The 23,569-nt window shown below is 37.9% G+C and carries 25 protein-coding genes and 2 pseudogenes; 13 read left to right on the top strand and 14 right to left on the bottom strand.

From position 1 onward, the window contains the following. Positions 1–4: 4 nt before the first annotated feature. A pseudogene (locus E5Y90_RS07625) lies at positions 5–1,175 on the bottom strand (MFS transporter). 953 nt (positions 1,176–2,128) lie between these two features. Here E5Y90_RS07625 and E5Y90_RS07630 point away from each other — a divergent pair. Then, positions 2,129–2,311 carry a hypothetical protein gene (locus tag E5Y90_RS07630; protein ID WP_174659881.1) on the top strand — a complete coding sequence of 61 codons (183 nt, stop codon included), beginning with the start codon at positions 2,129–2,131 and terminating at the stop codon, positions 2,309–2,311. A 657-nt stretch (positions 2,312–2,968) separates the two neighbouring features. Here E5Y90_RS07630 and E5Y90_RS07635 read toward each other — a convergent pair. The 6 genes and pseudogenes from E5Y90_RS07635 to E5Y90_RS07660 all read right to left on the bottom strand — a co-directional run bounded on the left by E5Y90_RS07635 (position 2,969) and on the right by E5Y90_RS07660 (position 5,559). Beyond that, positions 2,969–3,151 carry a hypothetical protein gene (locus E5Y90_RS07635; RefSeq protein WP_151206181.1) on the bottom strand — a complete coding sequence of 61 codons (183 nt, stop codon included), beginning with the start codon at positions 3,149–3,151 and terminating at the stop codon, positions 2,969–2,971. Between the two features lie 260 nt (positions 3,152–3,411). Continuing rightward, positions 3,412–3,606: pseudogene (locus E5Y90_RS17645) on the bottom strand (I78 family peptidase inhibitor); the annotation flags it as partial. A gap of 359 nt (positions 3,607–3,965) precedes the next feature. After that, positions 3,966–4,184, bottom strand: a complete 219-nt coding sequence (locus tag E5Y90_RS07645) for a hypothetical protein (protein ID WP_174659883.1) — start codon at positions 4,182–4,184, stop codon at positions 3,966–3,968. A gap of 236 nt (positions 4,185–4,420) precedes the next feature. Beyond that, positions 4,421–4,885 carry a hypothetical protein gene (locus tag E5Y90_RS07650; RefSeq protein WP_174659884.1) on the bottom strand — a complete coding sequence of 155 codons (465 nt, stop codon included), beginning with the start codon at positions 4,883–4,885 and terminating at the stop codon, positions 4,421–4,423. 85 nt (positions 4,886–4,970) lie between these two features. Next, complete coding sequence (locus E5Y90_RS07655) at positions 4,971–5,333, bottom strand: hypothetical protein (protein WP_174659885.1); 363 nt, start codon at positions 5,331–5,333, stop codon at positions 4,971–4,973. A gap of 85 nt (positions 5,334–5,418) precedes the next feature. Continuing rightward, positions 5,419–5,559 carry a hypothetical protein gene (locus tag E5Y90_RS07660; RefSeq protein WP_174659886.1) on the bottom strand — a complete coding sequence of 47 codons (141 nt, stop codon included), beginning with the start codon at positions 5,557–5,559 and terminating at the stop codon, positions 5,419–5,421. 127 nt (positions 5,560–5,686) lie between these two features. Here E5Y90_RS07660 and E5Y90_RS07665 point away from each other — a divergent pair, with 127 nt between their 5' ends. The 5 genes from E5Y90_RS07665 to E5Y90_RS07685 all read left to right on the top strand — a co-directional run bounded on the left by E5Y90_RS07665 (position 5,687) and on the right by E5Y90_RS07685 (position 9,734). Then, positions 5,687–5,881: a hypothetical protein gene (locus E5Y90_RS07665; RefSeq protein WP_174659887.1), complete on the top strand. Its 195-nt coding sequence runs from the start codon at positions 5,687–5,689 to the stop codon at positions 5,879–5,881. Between the two features lie 263 nt (positions 5,882–6,144). Continuing rightward, positions 6,145–6,507, top strand: coding sequence for a lysozyme inhibitor (locus tag E5Y90_RS07670; protein ID WP_151205489.1), 363 nt, complete (start codon positions 6,145–6,147; stop codon positions 6,505–6,507). 348 nt (positions 6,508–6,855) lie between these two features. Next, entirely contained in the window at positions 6,856–7,803 is a 948-nt protein-coding gene (locus tag E5Y90_RS07675; protein WP_151206371.1) for a GGDEF domain-containing protein, read from the top strand. Between the two features lie 394 nt (positions 7,804–8,197). Then, on the top strand, positions 8,198–9,238 hold the full coding sequence (locus tag E5Y90_RS07680) for an IS481 family transposase (protein ID WP_004642076.1): 1,041 nt from the start codon (positions 8,198–8,200) through the stop codon (positions 9,236–9,238). A 280-nt stretch (positions 9,239–9,518) separates the two neighbouring features. Next, positions 9,519–9,734, top strand: coding sequence for a hypothetical protein (locus E5Y90_RS07685; protein WP_174659888.1), 216 nt, complete (start codon positions 9,519–9,521; stop codon positions 9,732–9,734). A gap of 91 nt (positions 9,735–9,825) precedes the next feature. On the opposite strand, the gene E5Y90_RS07690 is transcribed toward E5Y90_RS07685, so the two are convergent. After that, positions 9,826–10,455: a DUF2147 domain-containing protein gene (locus E5Y90_RS07690; protein ID WP_373688396.1), complete on the bottom strand. Its 630-nt coding sequence runs from the start codon at positions 10,453–10,455 to the stop codon at positions 9,826–9,828. Positions 10,456–12,052: 1,597 nt separating this feature from the next. On the opposite strand from E5Y90_RS07690, the gene E5Y90_RS07695 reads away from it, so the two are divergent. Next, a complete protein-coding gene (locus E5Y90_RS07695) occupies positions 12,053–12,394 on the top strand; it encodes a hypothetical protein (protein WP_174659889.1) in 342 nt (113 codons plus the stop codon). A 123-nt stretch (positions 12,395–12,517) separates the two neighbouring features. On the opposite strand, the gene E5Y90_RS07700 is transcribed toward E5Y90_RS07695, so the two are convergent. Then, the gene (locus E5Y90_RS07700) at positions 12,518–12,721 is read right to left on the bottom strand and encodes a hypothetical protein (RefSeq protein WP_174659890.1); all 204 of its coding nucleotides are present in this window, start codon (positions 12,719–12,721) and stop codon (positions 12,518–12,520) included. A 590-nt stretch (positions 12,722–13,311) separates the two neighbouring features. Between E5Y90_RS07700 and E5Y90_RS07705 the strand changes: the two genes are divergently transcribed. Beyond that, positions 13,312–14,134, top strand: a protein-coding gene (locus E5Y90_RS07705) for an IS5 family transposase (RefSeq protein ID WP_174659891.1) whose coding sequence is annotated in 2 segments (ribosomal slippage) — positions 13,312–13,692 and positions 13,694–14,134 — 822 coding nt in all. Because the reading frame shifts where the segments join, the coding sequence is not laid out codon by codon here. 94 nt (positions 14,135–14,228) lie between these two features. Here the strand turns inward: E5Y90_RS07705 and E5Y90_RS07710 are convergent. Further along, on the bottom strand, positions 14,229–14,468 hold the full coding sequence (locus E5Y90_RS07710) for a hypothetical protein (protein WP_151205471.1): 240 nt from the start codon (positions 14,466–14,468) through the stop codon (positions 14,229–14,231). A 248-nt stretch (positions 14,469–14,716) separates the two neighbouring features. Here E5Y90_RS07710 and E5Y90_RS07715 point away from each other — a divergent pair, with 248 nt between their 5' ends. Together E5Y90_RS07715 and E5Y90_RS07720 are read left to right on the top strand one after the other, a co-directional pair. Further along, positions 14,717–15,190, top strand: a complete 474-nt coding sequence (locus E5Y90_RS07715) for a CinA family protein (protein ID WP_151206172.1) — start codon at positions 14,717–14,719, stop codon at positions 15,188–15,190. Between the two features lie 70 nt (positions 15,191–15,260). Beyond that, on the top strand, positions 15,261–15,875 hold the full coding sequence (locus E5Y90_RS07720; protein WP_151205469.1) for an aminotransferase: 615 nt from the start codon (positions 15,261–15,263) through the stop codon (positions 15,873–15,875). Between the two features lie 69 nt (positions 15,876–15,944). Here E5Y90_RS07720 and prpC read toward each other — a convergent pair whose 3' ends face one another. Both prpC and prpB read right to left on the bottom strand, forming a co-directional pair. Beyond that, complete coding sequence (gene prpC / locus E5Y90_RS07725; RefSeq protein WP_174659892.1) at positions 15,945–17,084, bottom strand: bifunctional 2-methylcitrate synthase/citrate synthase; 1,140 nt, start codon at positions 17,082–17,084, stop codon at positions 15,945–15,947. Between the two features lie 4 nt (positions 17,085–17,088). Continuing rightward, positions 17,089–17,973 (bottom strand): methylisocitrate lyase, encoded by an 885-nt coding sequence (gene prpB, locus E5Y90_RS07730; protein ID WP_151205467.1) that lies wholly within the window; start codon positions 17,971–17,973, stop codon positions 17,089–17,091. Positions 17,974–18,314: 341 nt separating this feature from the next. Here prpB and E5Y90_RS07735 point away from each other — a divergent pair, with 341 nt between their 5' ends. From E5Y90_RS07735 to E5Y90_RS07745, 3 genes are all read left to right on the top strand, one after another. Next, the gene (locus E5Y90_RS07735; RefSeq protein WP_151204979.1) at positions 18,315–18,965 is read left to right on the top strand and encodes a TetR/AcrR family transcriptional regulator; all 651 of its coding nucleotides are present in this window, start codon (positions 18,315–18,317) and stop codon (positions 18,963–18,965) included. A gap of 114 nt (positions 18,966–19,079) precedes the next feature. Continuing rightward, positions 19,080–20,000: an ornithine carbamoyltransferase gene (gene argF / locus E5Y90_RS07740; protein ID WP_151204980.1), complete on the top strand. Its 921-nt coding sequence runs from the start codon at positions 19,080–19,082 to the stop codon at positions 19,998–20,000. A gap of 102 nt (positions 20,001–20,102) precedes the next feature. Next, positions 20,103–20,576 (top strand): hypothetical protein, encoded by a 474-nt coding sequence (locus E5Y90_RS07745; RefSeq protein ID WP_151204981.1) that lies wholly within the window; start codon positions 20,103–20,105, stop codon positions 20,574–20,576. Between the two features lie 267 nt (positions 20,577–20,843). On the opposite strand, the gene E5Y90_RS07750 is transcribed toward E5Y90_RS07745, so the two are convergent. Next, positions 20,844–21,197 (bottom strand): YnfA family protein, encoded by a 354-nt coding sequence (locus tag E5Y90_RS07750; RefSeq protein ID WP_151204982.1) that lies wholly within the window; start codon positions 21,195–21,197, stop codon positions 20,844–20,846. Positions 21,198–21,290: 93 nt separating this feature from the next. Then, a complete protein-coding gene (gene clpA / locus E5Y90_RS07755; RefSeq protein WP_174659893.1) occupies positions 21,291–23,567 on the bottom strand; it encodes an ATP-dependent Clp protease ATP-binding subunit ClpA in 2,277 nt (758 codons plus the stop codon). Positions 23,568–23,569: the final 2 nt, after the last annotated feature.

Here is a 23,569-nt window from a genome sequence, read left to right on the forward strand (position 1 = left end):
TGATTTAACTGTTTGAAGATGGTAATTCAACTTTGTTAGGTAAGCCCCCTAGCAGCAGAAAACCTAGCAAAGTTGAGGCTGCAGCTGCAAAAAAGATGATATCTCCGCCTAATTGATCCCAATAATGGCCTGCTAGAATGCTTCCTGTCGCCACACCGATTCCCCACATAGTGCTATAAAGTGCCTGCCCACGGCCCTGCTGCCCGGCAGAGAAATTCTGAAAAATGACTCGCATGGCAATCATGTGAAATAGACCAAAACTTAAAGCATGAATCGTTTGTGTCAAGAATTGTGCAACAAAGGAGGATGGAAATAAACCGACCACTAACCACCTTAGTCCGGTCGTTAACAGGCAAAGCATGATTAGATGCCGCCATGACCAGCGACTGAGAAAGAAGGTGGCATAAGCAAACATGATAATTTCTGCAATTACACCCACTGACCAGAGCAATCCGATCTGGCTGGTACTAAATCCGGCCTGACTCAGATAATTGCTATAAAAACTGTAAAATGGCGCATGTGAGAACAGCATAATTAATTCTATGAGAAAGAAACTATAAACCACTGGCCGTTTAAATATTGGCCAGATGGTATCCAGTTTTTTCTGTGCCACCGGCGCTGCCGTCGGTTCTTTAATACTAAATGACCAAAGAAAAGTTATAAATGAAATACATAATAAAAGGACTGGCAGCATACTGATCGGAATTACTTCAAATACAGCCCCCAAGCCAAAGACGCCGACGATGAAGCCAATAGATCCCCATTTACGGACTTTACCGTAGAGCTCTGCTCTCTTTTCACCTAGCCAGAATAAGGTTACGCCTTCAAACTGTGCCAGAATCGCATTCTGGAAAAAGCTGAAAATAAGCATGAGTAAGGCAACGGATTGAAAGTTATTGGGAATAAGAAAAATCATGAACCAGATACAGGCTTCCATCCAAGTAGCAATACGAACCAATAACATGCGCTTGCCTGACTTGTCCGCGAGCCATCCCCAAATTAAAGGGGCAAAGAAACGGGTAACAATTGCAATAGAAGACAAGATACCTATTTCCTGGTAATTAAACCCCTGATCTTCCAGATAAAGGCTCCAGAATGGCATGAATGCCCCCCACAACTGCATAATAGAAAAAATAGAATCCTCCTAGTCTGGTGCTGATTGCAAGCGCTTGCATTAGATTAAATATCCATGTATTTTCAAAAACTTAAACACTTTCATTATTACATCATATTGCATTCAATTTGACTTTATTGCACTTCAATAGTCTACAAAATTTATTTTTTGTAGACTGCTTATTTAATTTACTGATTTATAGGCTGGAATTTTAGCACAATACAGTTATCATGCTTGACGACAAACCTATTAGATCGAATAGGTAATAATAAAAATGAGAATAAGTAGCACGCCGGGAAATAATCGTGATTCCAGTCCCTGCAGTGATTGCGACTGCTCGTTAAGCATCCACCATTTGTGTCTCGTTCGACATTGTGCCCCCTTAAAATCGGCAATAAAAAACTCCCGAAGGAGATCTTACTTAAAAATTAGACGTAAAATTTATAAAGCAAGTTTTCTGCCCTTTCTTCACTGGAAAGAATGTAAATTTAGGCTTGTATTTTTCATCACGGCTAAGCTCCAGCATTGTGGAGCTAACATCCTTAATCTCAAACACTTCAGCCACGCTTTTAGCTTTTATTATTTCATCATCTTCACTGAGCGTATATACATCAAGCTCAGGGCTTAACTTTTGAAGTTCTTTCGATTAAGTCTTTTATTTTCATTTAATATCACGTGATTATTTTTGGCATTTTAGAATAATTTATTACGCAAGCCATCTCAACAGACTACTTCAAATCATCTGGCACATATTTTTTAGTATTATTTTAAGCAAACAGACACTGTACAGATTAGGTATCTACTAAATATAAATTAAATTCATTGACTATTTAAATAGTGAGATGGATCAATATGATCGAGTGTTTACTAAAAAACCTTTGAAATATAAATAAGATATAAACATTTTAATCGTACATATACCTACAAATGCATCCCTAAGCTACCTCATTGTAACTGCTTCTACTGTGCCATTCTTACTAGGTCGAATCTTCGGCAAACAAAATTGAGAAAACTATGTTAGTTAATACAAATACCGCTCAAAAAGCGTCTTTCAATCAATTTTCAAATAACGCTACTGACAACAAGCCTAAATCAGACAACCAGATACAGAAGCCCGCACAAGATAAGCCTGATCAAGATGATACAAACCCTACGAAAGAGCAGCATGATCAAAAAGAAAATGCAGACAAAAAATAAATCATAGCTCAATATCTTGATTAGCAAGAAAAGCCTATCTACCTGATGGGCTTTTTGGAATTCAAAATATCTGTTACGCTGTACATTACCTCAAATAATATGGCATTACGCATATAACGCCACACATAAATTATTATCCACTCTTTCAGCTTAATCATAATTCCGTCAATTGCTAGTAACTCATTTTGTATTAATTCAGACCGTTTGAGATTCTGATACTTGGACAGCTCAGCACTGCAAAATTCTAAGCCTTATTTAGCTTATACTTCTTCTGCCATAAGCATCTCATCAATAAGAAAAGAAAAAACCCGCTAATAATGTATATTTAGTGGGATTTTATATGCAGTAATCCGTCCAGTGAATTTAAGAAATAAAAAAACCTGCACTTTGGGGAAAATGCAGGCTATAAACTGAAATTAAGTAAAAGTGTGGAGAATTACTTAATGTTGAGTAATTTACTATGAATTACTTTACTTTTCAACAATTCTTGATGAATTTCAACTTTTTATCATCAACTGTATGCTAAATCTCAGTCACATTATATAAACCGAATAAGCAAAATGGGAATTAGAGCATATTTTCCAGATATTAAAAGCCCCACTAAGAAGTGGGGATCATTACCAATTTTGAGAAATGAATGCTTATTTATTCCCGGTACTAGCTGTGAATAACTTCTAACTCAAAACCGTTATCAATCATTTTATTAATACTGGGTATCAATGCGTCTATCCATTCTCCCTCACTCCAAACCTTTAAGACTCCATTTTCCTCCTTATAATAGGCATGAGTGAAAAATGAGATATGATGAATAACCTGTGTTCCATTTGGTATATTTTTCATACAAACCTCCAGTTTTTTTGTTGTAATTTTAATCTATCAGAATCTTATGTTTTTTAAGTATAGAAGCTTGTATCAATTCACTATTAAATGTGACTTTTCAAACAATGTATTAACCTATGTTATAAGAAGACGATTCCTTTAATTGTCAGTTTATTTTTACTTAAGCCGTTGTGAGTTAAGTTTTAATATATTTTTGGTTTCATGAACATCATCCAATAAAAAACCATCCGAAGATGGTTTTTTTATTCAGCCTTGAGCTATTAGCCGCAAGATGCTTGAACAATAATTTTAGTTTGTGGATCAGTGACTACTGTAACTCGATCTGAACGGTAATCTAAAGTTACTGGCTGACCTGGTGCCACCATTCGTACAGTTTCAGCTTTAGTTTTAGCTTTAATGACTGCTTCAGATAAACCAGTTTGTCCAACCAGCTTCGTTGCCTCATCCGCTATACAGCTAGTCATCGTATTTGGTGGTTGAGAAGGCATCTGTTCAGGATTATTTGCACATGCTGTCAATACAACTGCAGCTAAAATTAAAGATAAATTCTGGATAATTTTCATAAACTTTTGTCTTATCAAGATAAAAACATAATCATACCGAATACGATAGCTTTAACTACAGGCTTAACTACAATCTCTATACATTTTACTCAAACTGAATATTTAAAAAAAGTATTGCTCTCTTAAAGTGAAAATCTGGAAATTTCCATACAGATTTAATATTCACCACCCATAAGAAAAGAAAAAACCCACCAATAATGCATATTTAACGGGGTTTTATATACAAACTATGTTTGGCAAATTAAATATCATTAATACTCTACAGTAATTACAAATGTATTCTCATCTTCTAAATGAGTTTTGAAATTAAAAGCATGTTTGTGAAAGTATTCATTCAATTGCAAAATAGTGCCCTTATCAACAGTATTAAAAGGAACTTTTAAATGAATTGGATTTTCCTTACGCTTAGCAATAACCTCATGGAGTTTAATAAATAATTCTTCGTATTTACTTGTCGTAATATTGGCCATTTTGGTCACCAGTGATTACCAAAAATATAATTATAGCTAAGATACCAAACCCTATTGTAGGGTTAATTTTATACCTCAAGGAATACCCGGTTTTTCCACACAGTTCCGATATTCTTTTTTGTTATCGCTAATCTCAGTCACATCATGCAGGCTGAATAAGCAAAATGTGAACGGGAGCATGACTTTTCGCCTGGCAATAATAAATCTCCAGAAGGAGATTTATTGAGTTAATCCAGCTATTTGAGTTCTGAATCTTCAAAATTTTCAGGGAGATTTAAATTGATTTTAAAATTTGTAGTTTGATTAATATTACCCCAGTCTCCGTAAATCAGTGCTTTAACTTCAATTCCGGTATCTTCATATAGGCGCTTATCCTTTAAAATTTTGAGAAACTTTTCAGCATCTACGTCACTTAGATAACCGACTTGAATACCACCGACAACCACCATAATCGCATAGGTATATTCTGTATTTGTGGTATCCATAATCAAGAGAGCATTAACCACTTTACTCACAGAGTTATCAAGTTGAGGGCCAACTATTTCAATTATAGGGTGCTGAAATTCAATTGCACTGGAAATTTTATGACCAAATTTATTTTTAGTCATTTCTTTAAACTTTCCACCGGACTTATGTTGGCTGGGTTTCACCATTACAAAGAATGTGATTAAAACAATAATCACAAGAAGAACTAGGCCCATGACTCATACTCTTCACATGGGAAAGATAACAACACCCTAACACAAAAGGATCTATATTCTTTAAGTTTTATTGGGTTTTAAACTCTCATAACAATTTATTTAACTCAGAAGACAGCCAGTCAATAAACTGCTCTTTATCATCTATTTCCGGTATATCAAATACCCAATAATATTTAGATCCGAGCCTGCATTTAAATATTACAGTTAAGGTATTGATTTCAATATAGGCATCTTCTCCCCTGAGCTCTGCAAATGATCGTAGAGTTATTGAAAAAAACTTCAGCTTATTGACTATTTCATATTTTGATGGCTCATACTCCTTTAAGGCTTCATCATAAATAAAGGCAAAGATCTCTGGAACCATAGCAATGTCCAGTGGCTTAACTTCAATTAATAATGAAGATAAATCAACCCTTAGCATTACGGTGTACAACAAATGTATTGCCACTTATTTTCATTTTTAAAAGATTATAAATGCACAAAAGCCCACCGTACGGCGAGCTTTTTATTAAATCGAGAAGTTTAAAACCCGACTAGGCTTTAAAACCTGCCAACATAACTTTACTTACTACTTCATCAAAGTCTGGCTTTGAAAGAGTTGGCCTGCTATTTCTTATAGCTTTATAGGAAAAACTTGCTGCAAACCCCACACAAACCACAGTTAACAACTTCATTATTGCTTACCTCATGTATTGGGAAGATTTGATTTAAAATTATCATTTCTATCTGTAGTCTTTCAATTCACTTTAGAGTGATTTGTGTATTACACCTAAAACAATATGTAATAAAAAGGCTCACCCTTTGGCATTCACAATCACCAGCTGCCACAAGCCATTAGAGGCAACGAATACTGCTAAATCTGGCGTTGATCCAGTGGTCAAAGCTCAATTTGAAAAATCAGATGCTCAAATTGGTGAATACTTAAAGTTTCTGGATGACTCTAAAGCCCTCTTCAACAGAGAAATACAAAATCCTCTGCAAAGACTGTTCTGCTGAATACAAAAAACAACTGCGTATCTGCTCTATTGAAAATTCAGCCTGATGATTACCCCAAGCTAAGCCCCGCTTAAAGACATTAAAGTCATAAGGGGAAGACTATAAGGCAAGTTAAATATCCCCTATAGGTAAATTCAGATAAGAATTCCTCCTCCTCATCGCAGTATTTTTTATGTCATCCAAATGTAAATAAATCTTTATATTTCTATCCAACTAATTAACATGTTTATACTTATGATTTAGAACGAAAAGGTTTGTTCAATATGAAATATATAATTGGTGCTTCACTTCTTGCTTTGGCACTGGCCGGCTGCAATTCATCTCCTACCCAACCTACAGAATCAACGCCTCCTGTAGAAAGCACACCAAGTACTCCGGCTGAAACCCAAGTAATTAACTTTGTTGGACCAATGGATCTAACGATTCAGCTTAAGTCATCTGACAATTTTGAAACAGCAGAAATGACTGATAATTCAGGCAAAGTTCATCATTTGAAGCAAACTGTAGCGGCCAGTGGTGTACGTTTAGCGAATGACCAAGGTGTATCTATTCACTTTAAGCGTGGCGAAGGTGTAGTAGAGTTAGTTAAAGGTAAGCCAATTAACATTACTGAATACAAAAAATAGGATTCTTACTTTAAAAACCCATCTTAAGATGGGTTTTATTTTAGCTATGACCCAAGACAAAATACCCCTCAGGCAACCTGCATAAGAAACTTGCCCCTCCATCTATATGATTTTTTATGTAAAGCGTAAGGTTCAAAATAACGTCTGTAATAATCAGTATAAGCCCTATAATTATTAGAAATAATGCTATGTGGTCTGCTCCTTGAGTGTTGTTCATTTTATGTTGTCTGATCTGCTATGAATACTTTTTTTCTTTAGACTTTTAAAGCTGTATTTTTATTCATGATTTCTATATACAATTATATTCAAGTATTTGAAATTACTTCCTAGATATAGTGAATCTTTATGATAAATCATGCTGGTTTTAAAAGCTTTGAGGAAGCAGGTCAAACGGTTTTAAAATACCTGCACACTCGCTTTGGCTTCAATTTATGGATGATCACCCGCACTGAAGGTGATGACTGGATCGTTCTGCAAAGTGAAGATAATGGCTATGGCATTAAACCAGGGCAAGTGTTTCGTTGGGCTGATTCCTTTTGCTCCCAAATGGTACAAGGTAAAGCTCCCCGCATTGCCCCCTACTCACCTGCTATTCCACTATACCGTCAGGCCGCAATAAACAAGCTGGTAGATATACAAGCATATGTAGGCCAGCCGCTTGTAAAAGAAGATGGTTCACTTTTTGGCACACTTTGTGCTATTGATCCACAACCCAAGTCAGAAATGCTTATTGAAGAGGCAGCGATTTTTGAACTATTAGCACAGATGCTGAGTTATATCTTACAAACTGAATTAAGAGAGACACAACAAATACGTAAAGCTGAACATTTTGAAGCTGAGGCCCTTAGTGATTCACTTACTGGTCTGTTTAACCGTCGTGCATGGGACAAACTGCTTGAATTAGAAGAAGAGCGCTGCAAACAATATGGCCATCCTACTGCTATATTAATGATTGATCTTAATGACCTCAAAATTACCAATGATTCTTTAGGACATGCGGCAGGTGATGAACTCATTCAAAGAATGGCTTTAACCTTAAAAGATAATATACGCAGTAATGATATTGTTGCTCGCTTAGGTGGTGATGAGTTTGCAGTACTGAGTATAGAAACCGATTTAGAGAATGCTGAGAAGCTGGTATTAAGAATTCAGCATGCGTTGGTACAAGCTGGTATTAGTGCCGCAATTGGTTTGGCAATGCGAAATCCCCAATCTGGATTATCAGCAGCTGTTTTAGAAGCTGATGAAAAGATGTATCAAGACAAGGTCTTAATCAAATCAAATAGAATGGGTTAAAAAAACCGCCTTACGCGGCCTGAGATTTTAAAAAGCTGCAACCAAAGTGGCACTTGGGCCGGGTGGAGAAAGTATGAAAGCTTTTAATTGTTATCAATGATCGCAACATATCTGATGAAGAGTAGTATTTGTGAATGATGTCCTTATGCAGGTGAAGCTTTTTGCTGATCTCCGATACAGTTGGAACTTATCCAATACTCCATTTTTAGTCATTTCAAATAGGTTTCGAATTGAACTAAGGTAAATAAAGGTCAAAGTATTCTCTATACTGGCAAATGGTTTTAGGTTTAATATGTATTAGTTCAGACTTGATCGTACATTCTTCTTGAAAAAGAGAAAGTTACCCGTTTTGATAAAGGTGTCGAAATCTTAATCAAACAAAGGTAACTTTCTTATGTTGCATACTAACAATCAAATCATTAAACACAAAGTAGGTCTGCTCAATTTAGCTGAAGAGCTTCAGAATGTATCCAGAGCATGCAAAGTGATGGGTGTTTCAAGAGATACATTTTATCGCTATCAAGAGTTAGTGAAGTCTGGTGATATTGACGCACTGATCAATAAATCCCGTCGAGTACCAAATTTAAAAAACCGTGTAGATGATGCTACTGAACAGGCTGTTATTGATTTCGCAATTCAATATCCCGCATATGGTCAGCACCGTACTAGTAATGAATTACGCAAGAAGGGTGTATTCGTTTCAGGGAGTGGGGTTCGCTCTATATGGCTTCGTCATGATTTAGAAAACTTTAAGAAGCGTTTAAAAGCACTTGAGGCTAAAGTGGCACAGGATGGTATTGAATTAAATGATCAGCAGATTGCGGCACTTGAGCGTAAGCATGAGGATGACGTTGCTTGTGGTGAAATCGAAACAGCTCATCCAGGCTATTTAGGCGCGCAAGACACCTTTTATGTCGGGAATCTCAAAGGTGTTGGACGAATCTACCAACAAACATTCATCGACACTTATAGTAAGGTCGTTCATTGCAAGCTCTATACAACAAAAACACCGATTACAGCGGCTGATTTACTCAATGATCGTGTGTTGCCATTCTATCAATCTCAGGACTTACCAATGCTTCGCATCCTCACAGACAGAGGTACTGAGTATTGCGGTAAGGTAGAACAACATGACTATGAGTTGTATCTGGCAGTTAATGATATTGATCACACGAAGACAAAAGCAGCTTCCCCGCAAACAAATGGTATATGTGAGCGTTTCCATAAGACGATTTTGCAGGAGTTCTATCAAATTACGTTTAGGAAGAAGCTTTATAGCTCATTGGAAGAATTACAAGTTGATCTAGACGATTGGCTGAAATTCTATAATACTGAACGGACTCATCAAGGAAAAATGTGCTGTGGTCGTACACCACTTGAAACTTTACTTGATGGAAAACGGATTTGGGCTGAGAAAAATTTGGCTCAAATTTAACCTGACAGGCACAATAAAAAACGGGTAACTGTCAGATCAGGTTTGAGCTAGTACATGCAAATAAACCATCACTAGTCCATTTAAAGAAGTATTATCTTTATATCTGTGACTGAGAATTAAAGAGTAATTTTCATACATCATTGGTATTTCTCTTATTGCTTTCATACTTACTGGGCTGCAATTCATATCCTACAGAAATGATCAGTCCTGTAGAGAGTAGCGTACCCAGCATTTCCATCCTCACTCCCGCACAGATTCATGGCTCGCCCTCAGCAGTCCAATGGATTTAATCCTTAAGTTTAAATCGTCAAGTAATTTTGAAACTGCGCTGCTGACAGATAACTTAGATAGAACTTTCATGTTGAAAAGAGCGCCTGCTGCGAACGGTGTATTGATGCCTGATGACGAAGGTGTTTCTATTCACTTTAAAAATGGAGAAGGCCTTGTAGGGTTTGTGAAAGACCGACCTATCACTCTCCAAGAGTTTAAAGAATAGTTATCAAATTCTTGAACAAACCCACCGCATTGGTAGATTGGTTTTTTAAAGCCTGGAATCAATACATGCGCTCATAAGGGTACAAGCTCTATCAGAGCTTCTTCCACGTCATATTGCTCATCGTGTTGCTTCCCTTGGCTTTGCCTTGAACTTTGAGCAAATCTCTTGATTCATTTAATTGAGCATCAATATGGTAGGTTTTCCCATCCTGCGTATTGATCCACACTCCTTTACTGAATTGCTGATCTTTACCATTAGCAACCAGTCCTCTTAATGTTTCCATTCCAAAAAATGGCTGATTTTTTAGTACGCCCGCGCATTTGGTACACACTTCACTCATTGGAGCACCTGGCAATGGGTAGTTTTTGGTCACAACGGCACTATACTGTTCTGTTTTAGAATCCTTACGGATTACAATATCTGAAATATAATATCCAGTACGGTCATCGATAACCTTCCATGTGCCAATTAATGGATCAAAAGGCATGGCAGCTAAGGGGTTAATCATTCCAAGCAGGAGTGCAACAGCACCAATAAATTTAAACTTCATATAGAGACATTTTACAATTAAGTTAAAAAGCACAGAGATGTGCCAAGTGCGGGGAATTATAACCACTATTTTTTTAATATAGACAGAAATTTCACTAAAATTATATATATATCCAATACATGCAAAAAAAAACGAATAGTTTGAGGAGGCCATGTCTGCCAGAATAAACATCGTTTAAATCGGTTCAATAGAACCACTCTAAAATAATTATGCTAGAAAAACCTAAATTGGTGTACCACTTAGTCACTGGGCACACTTTTATACGGTTACCTTAGTGAATCGAAATCCGTTTAATAATTAAATGTTTGTCCCAAGGAATAAACCATCAGGGTGATAAGCAATACAACGAATATAGATATAGCTATTTCTGTTTTTGTCATTTGATCTACCCTTATTTAAGGTTGTACCTCCTTTATACAGCGCTTAAAGAATATTCTAAATAACAAAATATTACACTTTAATGATTCTTTGCAACAAAATAAAACATACTTTAATTTTAAAATTTAGTTTTCTTTTTTAAGTTTAAGCAAGCTTTATGGACTCTCAAAAACCAAATAAAAAATTGAAAAATATAAAGATATATAGATAACTCATTAACGTAAAACCAGACTTCTTTTAATGACAAACCTGAATACTTGAGATAAGGAACTGTCTATTGGCAAACTCGTAGAGTGGTATTAAAGCTATTAAATCTTTTTATTTAAGTAATTTTTGACTCAATTGTGATACCGGAGAAAAGATTTCTTTCTTTGATCTTTTCATTATCCTGAAACTGACAAAAATTCTACTTAATTCAAGCTACCAAAGACATTGACCTTTAATAATAAATTAGTTTAAATATTACCCGTATTATGTGGTTTTTTATATAAATGGAGAAAGTTTATCCTAAATATTTAAGTTTATTAAATTGACTTAAAGTAAAACCCCATTTAGTTCGCAAATGGGGTTATTGTCTTGTTTTCGACACTTTGAAAGTGAAAGACACTTATATCGTTTCTTTTAAATCAGCACTCTCTTCTTTAACGTCCTCATCATCCATATACTTGATTTCAGTCGCGCCATGTAGACCCAATAAACAGCATATAAATTGGAACATGTATTCCTCCTAAATTTAAAAGCTTGATCATGAGCAGAGCTTTTATGCGTGAAAGATAGTACTCGATATTCAATTATTCTAGAAAAAAGTCTTACTAAACTTGCCACTTGCCTCAGATTAATCCTCAAGCCTAGGGTAATTAGGTACGTACAGGCTCCTCAGCCTGATTTTTTGTTGAGTGATCTTTATCCTTCATCTGACACATTTTGCTCTTACAAGACTTATAGCAGCAACCCACCATTACGCCTATACCAAATGCACAAATACACTTTATCATTGCTCTGTCCTATATTTTCACTAAAACAGCTATATAAATAGCATCTATTCATGTTTCACTCTTGCAGGGATTGTCAGTTTTTATGTTGCCTATGAAAACTTATGTGAAGGCTGCAATTTCAGAAAATGATTCTTTGATAACACGTAATTCAAACAATAAAAAATGTATGATTTTCTACTGAGGAATATTATTAAAATTTTGATCTATAGTTGTTTTATTAAATTTTCTCGATAATCTTAAGATAGTAGCGACTTTTGAAAAAAATATGGATGCGACTATAGATCATTTTTTATTACTAAACTCTTCGTTCAGACGGCTTGTAACTTAAAGATCAGTGTGCATTTGTATATTTCTCTCTATACTTTTCTTAGGACGAATAACAGAATCTGAATAATATGAAACTACCTATATGTTTGAGCGCCTTCTTAGTACTTACTTTAACAGGCTGTCAGAAACAGCAGGCAGATGTATCTTCTGAACCAGACCCCACCACTAAAGCGCAGTTTGAACAATCAGATAATCGTTTAAGTGCCTATCTGGATCAACTGGATTCTTCTATACTGAGCATTAAAGAGCGCACCCGTATCCTTTGTGAAGATTATCCTAAAGAATATAAAACTTATTATATGCCAGCACTGCTTAAACTTGCACCTAAAGAATATACTGAACCGGGCTTGCTGAAGGACTTAGATAATGCCCTGAATTTTTATAAGATTAAAGCCAACATTCAGTGTTAATAAAAAATGAACAAATAAAGTCTAAATAAAAACCGCCTGAAAAGGCGGTCTTTATTTTGAAAAAGGATAACCTAAATCACATTAGTGCTGCAGATTCTGCTGATCTTATTGATCGCACCAATGTTATTGATTTTGATTACGCTGATTCTGTTGTTCTTGCTGATTACGTTGCGGCTGTTGTTGTTGCTGATTAGGATTTTGCTGTTTTTGGTTCTGTTGCTGCTGATTAGGGTTTTGTTGGTTGTTTCTTTGACCTTGCTGGTCTTGCTGTTGCTGTTGCTGGTTTTGTTGATTCTGTTGATCTTGCTGGTTCTGTTGATTAGTCATGGGTATTCTCCTTAGGTTTCGCTTTAATCAAAAGCCGATATATATATTTTCGACTTACCCTCTACTCTACTCAGTTTTTAAACTTCGCCAACCCATAAGCTGTTACATATTAATTCAATGTAAAAAATAGTAATTTAAGTAATTGAAATTTAATTTCTAAAGAAACAAAGATTACTTTTTATAATGCAAAAAATACATAATAAAAAAATATTAAGCTAAGCCTTTTATTCCTTTATAAAAAACAAAAACTTAATAAGGGCTTCTTGTAAAAAAGAAAATAATTTAGGTTTAGATACTGAAACAAAAAGAATATCTATTTTATATAAAATATTTAATTTCAAATACTTAAAAAAACAATGAAATTCATCTATACTATTTTTATAAAACCTGAAAGAAAAAATATGTCTATTTTATGCAATTTATTTAAATCTCATACTTACATTAAAATACACTCTATAAAGTAAAAATTTAAAAAAAATGGATTTTCCAAATAACAGCAATATATATCTATAAAATAGAAATAGCTTTAGATTTTTTTATTTTCAAATATAGACCTCTTGCGAAAGTAAAACTGCCTCAATATAGATTTCATGAAATATCAGAAATTAAATCGTTTTTCAGATTCTGAATTCCAGCGCTTGGTTGGTGTACCTCGAGCAGTTTTTAGTGAAATGGTCGAAGTTTTAAAAGAAGCAGAATCACTTAAAAAGAAATTAGGGCGTCCTCATACTTTAGCTATAGAGGATCAATTATTATTAACACTCAATTACTTACGGAGCTACAACACCCAATTGGAATTGGCGGCAAATTACCATATCGCTGAAAGTAATGTGAATCGAACTATTAAAAAGGTTGAAGATGCATTAATGAAATCAAGACGTTTTACCCTGCCAAAACGCAGCATTACCACAGCAGACGAACAATTTAACTGGGTAATTATTGATGCGACAGAATGTTTAATAGAACGCCCGAAAAAAAAATCACAGTAAGTTCTACAGTGGTAAAAAGAAGAAACATACGTTAAAAGCCCAAGTGATCTATCATCCGAAGAGCAAACAAATCATAGGAGTAGATATATCGTCTGGCAGTCAGCATGATATTAAATTGGCAAGAAAAACAGTTAAGAAATTCAAACATTGTGACTATGTTATGACCGATTTAGGGTACTACGGATTAGAGCAAGATGGCTTTAAATTATTGATGCCAATAAAGAAAAAGAAGAATTTACCCTTATTTGATGCTGAGAAAAATTACAATAAAATGATTGGAAAAATACGAGTTGTAATCGAACATATTAACAGTCAATTGAAAAGATTTAGAATACTAAGTGAACGCTATCGAAATAGACGGAAAAGATTCGGTTTACGCATTAATTTAATCGCTGCACTGGTAAACCGGATGAACTTGCAATAACAACTTTCGCAAGAGATCTTATAAATAAGGCAATAATATTTATAAGAAAATCAGGCCTTGTATGAATATCTAAAAGACCTGATGGATGTTGCAGTTATTTATCGTATTGAGCAATCACTTTTACAATAATCGTTTGTGATTCTTCCTGCTCTTCAGCGAGATACAGACGCTTTAACTCTTTACTGGTTACTTTAAAATTCAGATTTTGATAAGAAATAGTAGGGGGAATTTGATCAAAATATTGGCCATCCGCATCAATTTCTTCCTGAAATAAAGGTGTACCCAATTGATAGTCCAGACTTTTTAATACGACATATTTTACTGTAGTTTTCATTCTTACCACCTACTTTTACTCAGCTCTTTATTTTTGTTTTACCATTATTCCTATGAGGAAGAAACTATTAATTGCAGAGATTGCCCAAGCTTTAAACAGTCAGCCCCTAGCTCTTCTTTTAAGCTACAAATTTATAAATTTGCAATTTATTTTTACCTTATATCAAAATTAAAGCCCTATTCAGAGTTGATACCCAGCCAGAACCGGTCTAAATTAAACTTAAGCTATCTCTTATCAAAATGTGCACTATGCTTAAAACATGTTGTGAATTACTTGAAGAAAAAGAGATCAAGATCGCCTTCATTGAAAGTGCGAGTTCTGGGTATCTGACCAGTCAATTCTCCATCTGTAAAGGAGAAGGTGCCGAAACTTTACTGGGCGGTTTGGTCTGCTATGACGTCGGTGTCAAAGTCTCGGTACTGGGTCTATCACAGGATCTAATCAATAGTTACACCGCAGAATCTATGCCTGTCACTGTTGCATTGGCTCAGGCAGGCAAAAAAATGTTTCAGGATGCAGACTGGGTGATTGCCTGTACTGGCCTGCTTAAGCCTGGAGGCAGTGCTACACCAGAAAAACCGGAAGGCACGTTTTTTATCGCGATTGATGATGGAGTTCAGGTTCATCAGTTCCACTACTATTTGAAAGGTACCCCTCAGCAGCGTTTAAACAAATTGGTAGCAGTTTTGGCACATGATATGATTAATCTGCTCAATCAGTAAGACTTCATTATTTCTACCCTATTTTAAGATAAATTAAGCTTATCCTCACTATAATAAGGTTTAATGAGCAATGAAAATAAAAGCTATCATTTCAGTTTTACTGGTTGGTTTGCCTTGTGCGGCGTTTGCCACAGTGGGCGGACCTCAGAATATTGAAGTCTTAGGGTATGAGGTTAAAGATCAAAAGCTCTACCTGATGCGCCATTATCTGGATGGCCGAGGCCGTTTACCGCAACTGTATTATTATAATTTTAAATCCAAGCAGCCAAACCAGCTGGTGATGGTGAATTCCCTGTATATTAATCCGAAGACCAAACGTATTGATTATGATCAAAGTAGTCAAAAATTTGATCAGGAAATTGCCAAAATCAAGAAGCGTTTAATTCCAGTCATTCCGGTAAAAAAACAGAATATTCGACTTGAATTATTAAAAACCAGCAAAGGCTATGCGTCTGCCTGGTATGATCCACAAGAGAAAGTGCCAAAATGGACCTATCAATATCAAGTAAAATCTGGCTCACAAAAAAGTCTGACTCATCAAGCGGTCAGTTATCAGCAAGGTTTAAAAATCAGCCAGGCCTATAAAGTTCCTAAACAGAATAAAACGCTGGTGACAATCAAATATTTGGGGATTCCTTTTGAAACCGGTTATACCATTGAAGACCCGGTACTGTTAAGCCGTTAAGCTTGAGTTTAATAAAAATAAAGCCTCTCATGAGGCTTTATTTTTTTAATCAGCAACTCAGTATTCAGATCAAGCTGCTGAACTACGCTCTGCAATAGGAATGACTTTTCGCAGCTCTGGACCGGTATAGTCTGCGCTTGGACGGATAATACGGTTATCCGCACGCTGTTCCATCACATGCGCTGCCCAGCCAGTTATACGTGACATGACGAAAATCGGGGTGAACAGCTTGGTTGGAATCCGCATAAAGTGGTATGCCGAAGCATGAAAGAAATCGGCATTACAGAATAGTTTTTTCTCACGCCACATCACTTCTTCACAACGTACAGAAACCGGATACAATACGGTATCACCCACATCTTTGGCCAGACGCTCAGACCAGACTTTAATAATGGCATTACGCGGATCAGAGTCTTTGTAAATTGCATGTCCGAAACCCATGATTTTTTCTTTACGTTCCAGCATGCCCAGCATTTCGCGTTCAGCTTCTTCTGGAGACTGCCAGTTTTCAATCATATCCATTGCTGCTTCATTGGCACCACCATGCAAAGGCCCACGTAGGGAACCAATCGCTCCAGTGATACAGGAATGCATATCAGACAGAGTAGAGGCACAGACACGAGCCGTAAAGGTTGAAGCATTAAATTCATGCTCTGCATATAAAATGAGAGACACGTTCATAACCTGCTCATGCAACTCATTGGATTTTTCACCATGCAACAGATGCAGGAATTGTGCGCCGATAGAATCATCATCGGTATTTTCTTCAATACGTACACCATCGTGGCTATAACGATACCAGTAGCAGATGATCGCAGGTAAGGTGGCCAGGATACGATCTGCGATATCCTGCTGCTGTTCGAAGGACTGTTCAGCTTCCAGGTTACCTAACATGGAAACCCCTGTACGCATTACATCCATAGGATGTGAATCTGCAGGAATACGCTCAAGCACTTCTTTTAGGGCTTGCGGCAAGGCACGTAAAGATTTTAATTTTGCTTTATAGGCTGCTAATTGTTCTGAATCTGGCAATTCACCAAAGAATATTAAATAAGCTACTTCTTCAAACTGACAGTTTTCTGCCAGATCCTGCACGTCATAACCGCGATAGGTCAGACCTGCACCACTTTTACCGACGGTTGAAAGTGAAGTTTTCCCTGCCACTTGTCCGCGCAATCCTGCGCCAGTAAGTACTTTTCCTTCAGCCATTGTTTTAATTCTCCTGTTTAAACAGTTTATCTAATGTGTTTTCAAAGCTGTGATAGTCTAAAAATTCGTAAAGTTCTTTTCGTTGTTGCATCTGATCTAAAACATGTACCTGTGTACCATGTTCACGAACGGAGCGCATCACCTCAAGTGCTGCTTTTTGCATGGCGCGCGTTGCAGAAAGTGGATACAAGACCATACGTATGCCCTGCTCGGCCAGTTCTTCCGTCGTATAATATGGCGTATCGCCAAATTCGGTAATATTGGCCAGTACCGGCACCCCTACAGCATCACAAACGGTACGGTACATGGTGATGTCCGTCATGGCTTCGGCAAAAATTGCATCTGCGCCCGCTTCAACACAGGCACAAGCGCGGTCAATAACAGCCTGCAGACCTTCTTTTTGTAGCGCATCGGTACGTGCCATCACCACAAAATTGGAATCGGTTTTGGCATCCACTGCTGCCTTAATCCGGTCCACCATTTCCTGCTGGCTTACAATTTCCTTATTCGGACGGTGACCGCAACGCTTTTGTGCCACCTGATCTTCAATATGGACCGCCGCTGCACCAGCCGCAATCATCTGTTTAATGCTACGTGAAATATTGAATGCACCGCCCCAGCCTGTATCAATATCAACCAAAAGTGGCGTATCGACACGCTCAGTAATGCGGCGTACATCTTCCAGAACATTATCTAGACTGGTCATTCCAAGATCTGGTAACCCATAAGAATAGTTTGCTACACCAGCACCAGAGAGATAAATGGCTTTATAACCGACCTGTTTGGCCATCATGGCAGCATAGGCATTTACGGTACCCATAATTTGTAATGGTTTTTCGACTTCAAGTGCTTGTCTAAACTTTAAACCTGCAGACATTTGTTCTGTCATCTTCCCTTCCACAGTTCTGGCTATAATTATTGAAATTTGAGTATACCAATTTGCTTGGTGTACACCATTCCATTCTAGAACAAATACTCTAACACTTTAGTCAAATAATAGGTTTTTATTGCCGACCTGTTTTTCGTGATTGCCATTATTCTTAATAGAGCATGCTGTTAAGAATAATGTTCATCTAAAAATTAAATAAAATGAGCATTACTTCCTCTTAGTAGGAGCATCTATTAATATATCCAGCGCCCTAGCCAAATACACTTCTACACAGCACGCTGTACATATATTTGTTATAATCTCAATATCTACTTCATTCAATTGATTAATTTTTAGCCAATATGCAAGACCTTGCTCATCTGGAACCTCTCGCCAAAGATCTACCGCAAACCAAACGCGGCCATGATCGTTGCATTGCGTTGCTTGTCAGTGCAACCGAGCTTTTTCTGGAGCATAGTTATGATGCAGTCTCACTAGATGATATTGTTCAGCATGCTGGTGGTTCCAAGGCTTCTATTTATAAATATTTTGGCAATAAAGAAGGGCTATTTAAAGCGATCTGTGACTATCGTCGTGAAAGGTTTTTTGAACAAATCAGCATTCCTATTGAATTGATGGCCTTGGATTTTCGTCGTTATTTGGTAGAAACTCTGTTAAATTTTTATCATCAAATTATGACGCCTGAAAATTCGGCATTTATGCGTCTGGTCTTTGAACAGAGTCAGCGTAATCCAGATCTGGCTTTACATATTCATCAACGCGGACCTGTACATGTTCAGACTTCAATTGCCAATGCTCTGGAACAGGCAGATGCCAAAGGGGTACTACGTTGTGAAAATCCAATGTATTCGGCTCAGTTATATTTTGGTATTTTACGCAATCTGGAATGGCGTATTCTAATGGGAATTCAGGAAGAAGAGAGTGATGAAGAAATTACCAAGTATATTCATTACTGCGTAGACCGCTTTTTAGAAGGTCATCAAAAAGTCTAGTTTTTTTGCATTTTCCATCTCATATAGTATATTAGCCGATTCCGTATTTTTCTTAACTCACTAACCAACAACTAATTGTTGATCGGATTTTCAGCAATTATTGTGGAGTAACCAATGGCTCTCCGTCACTTTCTCACTTTACGCGATTTATCGACTTTAGAACTTAACCAAATATTGCAACGCGCTATTGAGCTCAAGCGCAAACAGCATAATAATGAAGTTTTCCAACCCTTTGTTGGCAAAGTCATGGGCATGATTTTTGAGAAATCCAGTACCCGTACGCGCGTTTCGTTTGAAGCGGGCATGAGCCAGTTTGGCGGTAGTGCTATTTTTCTGTCATCACGTGATACCCAGTTAGGTCGTGGTGAACCTATTGAAGACTCAGCACGCGTTATTTCCAGCATGCTGGATATCGTAATGATCCGTACTTTTGGTCATGACATCGTTGAGCGCTTTGCTTCTTATTCAAAAGTTCCAGTCATTAATGCGCTGACCGATGATCATCATCCCTGCCAGCTACTGGCTGACATGCAGACCTATCTTGAGCATCGTGGCTCAATTGAAGGTAAAACTGTGGCCTGGATTGGTGATGGCAATAATATGTGCAACTCTTATATCGAAGCGGCGCATATGTGGGGCTTTAAACTGAAAGTTGCCGCACCTAAAAGTTATGAACCACAAGAGAAATTCCTGTCTGAATTTGCCCATTGTGTCGAGCTGGTAGATACAGCTGAAGATGCGGCGGTCAATGCAGATCTGATTGTCACTGATGTTTGGGCCAGCATGGGCCAGGAAGAAGAACAGAAAATTCGTGAAAAAGCCTTTGCTGATTATCAGGTGAATGAGCGCCTTATGGATCTTGCTCATCCGGACTGTTTGTTTATGCACTGCTTGCCTGCACATCGCGGTGAAGAGATTTCTGAGAATCTGCTTGAGCATAAAAATGCTGTGGTGTGGGATGAAGCCGAAAACCGCCTGCATGCACAAAAAGCACTGGTAGAGTTCTTATTAAATGAGAACCTGAAAAAAGACTAAGATGTATCCTCATCTTCACAAATTAAGCACCAATCTCTGGTGCTTTTTTTGTCTCAGCTCTTATAATCAGGGTTGGGACGATATAAAAAGTGATACAAGCTAATGCAAAAAAAATATTGGGCTTTCGCAGTTATTGCAGGACTCAGCAGTCTGTTCATGCAAGCGAATGCTTCTGAATTTGATCAATATCTGCAAAATAAAGGCATTCTTAACAGTAAGTTCAAAATTCAGAAAAAAGCAGAGCTGAATGAATTGCTGGCAGTACTGAGCGCTGAAGACTCCAAAACCCTACCATTACAGATTGATCAAAATACGGTTATTGAGCAATTGCAACTCACTGCAAATAAAACCAGCCTGAAGGGCGTAATCACCACCCCGGACTTTGCGCAGTTTGAGACAGATTTGGGTCGTAAAGAAGTGCAAAAGCTCATTATGAAAAATCTAGTGCAAAGCTGCCCGATTTTCTTTGAGCATGAGTATCAAAAACTAAATCCGTATACCGTACAGCTTGAGCTCAGTTCAGAAAAAAATCGCTACACCCTGGAACTTAAACAGAAAGATTGCGGTATCAAATGATTTGCTCATCTGCTGCATAAAATGATTTAGTCTTGCTCTGCATCACGCCATGAATGATGCAGACACTCTTACTCTTAATAGACTGCAAGATGGAATCAGCTTTGCCCTCAACGCCGATTATCTGCTCTGGCATAATACCGTTTGCCCCCCCCTATCGGAAGCTTTAAAACATTAGAAAATACTCCCTCTACTATCCAAAAAATAAATAGCATTATTTTTCAAGTAAAGGTTCAAAAGGTTTTATACAATTCTTATTTAAAAGGTTGTTTAACGAACCAAGCCTTGGGGCTGCAACATAATAATCAGCGCACCTAAAATCACGACCATTCCACCCAGTAAATCCCAGCGAGACAGACTCACCTGATCAACAAAGCGCAACCATATCAAAGCTGAAAAAACATAGATACCCCCATAGGCCGCATAGATACGCCCGGAAGCGGCTGGGTGTAATGTTAATAACCAGACAAAAGCAGCCAATGCCAATGCAGTAGGAAGCCATAACCAGTGGCTTCTCCCCTGATTTAGAATCAGGTAAGGAAAATAACAGCCCAAAATTTCCATAAGCGCCGTGACCAAAAACAGGCAAAACGTGGTGAACAGCTTTGTAACTTGAATATCCATGATTTAACTATTGAACTGTATGATTGAGTTTATTAAAAAATATGAGTGCATGAAAAAACCCGTGCTTGCACGGGTTTAATTCTTTCTTCAAGCTTAGGCAGGTTCAGCTGTCTGATCTTCAAACACTTCAATTTTCAAGCCAACTGCTTTACCATCTTCTTTTTTCACGGATACGGCCACATTGCCACCGTTTTCTGCCAGCTCACCAAACAGAATCATTTCTGCCAGCGGCTTCTTCAGATGTTCTTGAATCAGTCGCTGCATTGGACGAGCACCCATTAAACGGTCATAGCCGTGTTCAGCCATCCATTCACGGGCACTGTGATCCACATCCAGAATGACTTTCTTCTCATCCAGTTGTGCCTGAAGTTCGGTAAGGAACTTATCAACTACATTTTCAATAACTGTAGTTGCCAAAGCTTTAAACTGAATCACGCCGTCCAGACGGTTACGGAATTCAGGTGAGAAGGCTTTCTTCATGGCTTCCTGGTTGTCATTGCTGTTGTCCTGCTCCATAAAACCAATGCTGACACGGGAAATACTTTCTGCGCCAATATTGGTGGTCAGCACCAGAACCACATTCCGGAAGTCCGACTTGCGGCCATTATTATCTGTTAGTGAACCATGATCCATGATCTGCAATAACAGGTTAAATACATCTGGATGAGCCTTTTCAATTTCATCCAGAAGCAGCACACAATGCGGATGCTTGTGAATTGCATCCGTGAGCAGCCCCCCCTGATCAAAGCCAACATAGCCCGGAGGCGCACCGATCAGGCGAGATACTGCATGACGTTCCATATATTCAGACATATCAAAACGGACCAGCTCTACACCCATTAACTTGGCCAGCTGTTTAGTGACTTCAGTCTTACCTACACCTGTAGGACCTGCAAAAACGAAGCTGCCAACTGGCTTATCCGGAGATTTCAGGCCCGCACGTGACAGTTTAATAGCAGAAGCGAGCGCTTCAATGGCTTCATCCTGACCAAAAACCACACGTTTTAGATCACGTTCCAGATTTTCAAGGACAGTCTTATCATCTTTAGACACTGTTTTCGGTGGAATACGGGCAATCTTGGAAATAATATCCTCAATGTTTTCCACCGTGATCGGGCTATTGTCCTGCTCAGCTTTCAGACGACGCTGTGCACCTGCCTCATCAATTACATCAATCGCCTTATCTGGCAAGAAACGGTCATTGATAAACTTGGCAGACAGTTCTACTGCGGACACCAAGGCCTGATCGTCATACTGAACATGGTGAAAATCTTCAAATTTCGATTTCAGACCACGCAAAATATCAATAGTTTCTGAAATAGAAGGCTCATTCACATCAATTTTCTGGAAACGGCGCGACAAGGCATGATCTTTTTCAAAAACCTGACGATATTCCTGAAAAGTCGTTGAACCGATACAACGCAATGAACCATTTGCCAGTGCCGGTTTGATCAGATTCGAGGCATCCATGGTGCTCCCCATACTCGAGCCTGCACCAATAATCATATGAATTTCATCAATAAACAGGATGGCTTCCGGTTTTTTCTTTAAAGCATTGAGGAGTTGTTTCAGGCGTTTTTCAAAATCACCCCGATATTTGGTTCCTGCGACCAAAGCACCAATATCCAGACTAAATATCTCGGCATTTTCCAGCGGTTTTGGTGCTTTACCGTTCACAATTAGCCAAGCCAGACCTTCCGCGATCGAGGTTTTACCTACGCCCGGGTCACCGACCAATAATGGATTATTTTTACGGCGGCGACATAAAATCTGTGCAGCACGTTCAATTTCTTTTTCACGACCAATTAAAGGGTCTGTTTTGCCACGCTGGGCTTCTACATTCAGATTGGTGGTATAGAGTTCCAGCGGTCCTGAATTCGCAGAAGATGCAGACTCTCCTTCCAACTCTTCAATTTCTTCTTCGGACGGCACATCATCCTTACGTGTGCCGTGCGAAAGATATTGGGTCAAAGTTAAGCGATTAATCTGGTGACGTTTCAACAAATAAACGGCAAATGAATCCCGCTCAGAATACATGGCCACCAGAATATCTGCACCTTCTACCGTCCGGTCACCACCACTGGATTGCACATGGAAAATTGCACGCTGCAAAATACGGTCAAAGCTTTCGGTAGGATGAGGTGCCTGATCGCTATTTTCAGCGAGTTTAGGGGTATGTTGTTCTACGTAATCTTCCAATTCTTTACGCAGCACGATAATGTCCGCGCCACATGCTTTAAGAGCATTAACGGCTGAATCATTATCAAGTAGAGCCAATAATAAATGCTCTACTGTCAGGAATTCATGTCTCTTCTGACGAGCCATGCTGACAGCCAAACGTAGTGATACTTCTAATTGACGACTGAGCATGC

The organism is Acinetobacter sp. 10FS3-1 (assembly GCF_013343215.1).
Classification (GTDB): Bacteria; Pseudomonadota; Gammaproteobacteria; order Pseudomonadales; family Moraxellaceae; genus Acinetobacter; species Acinetobacter lwoffii_C.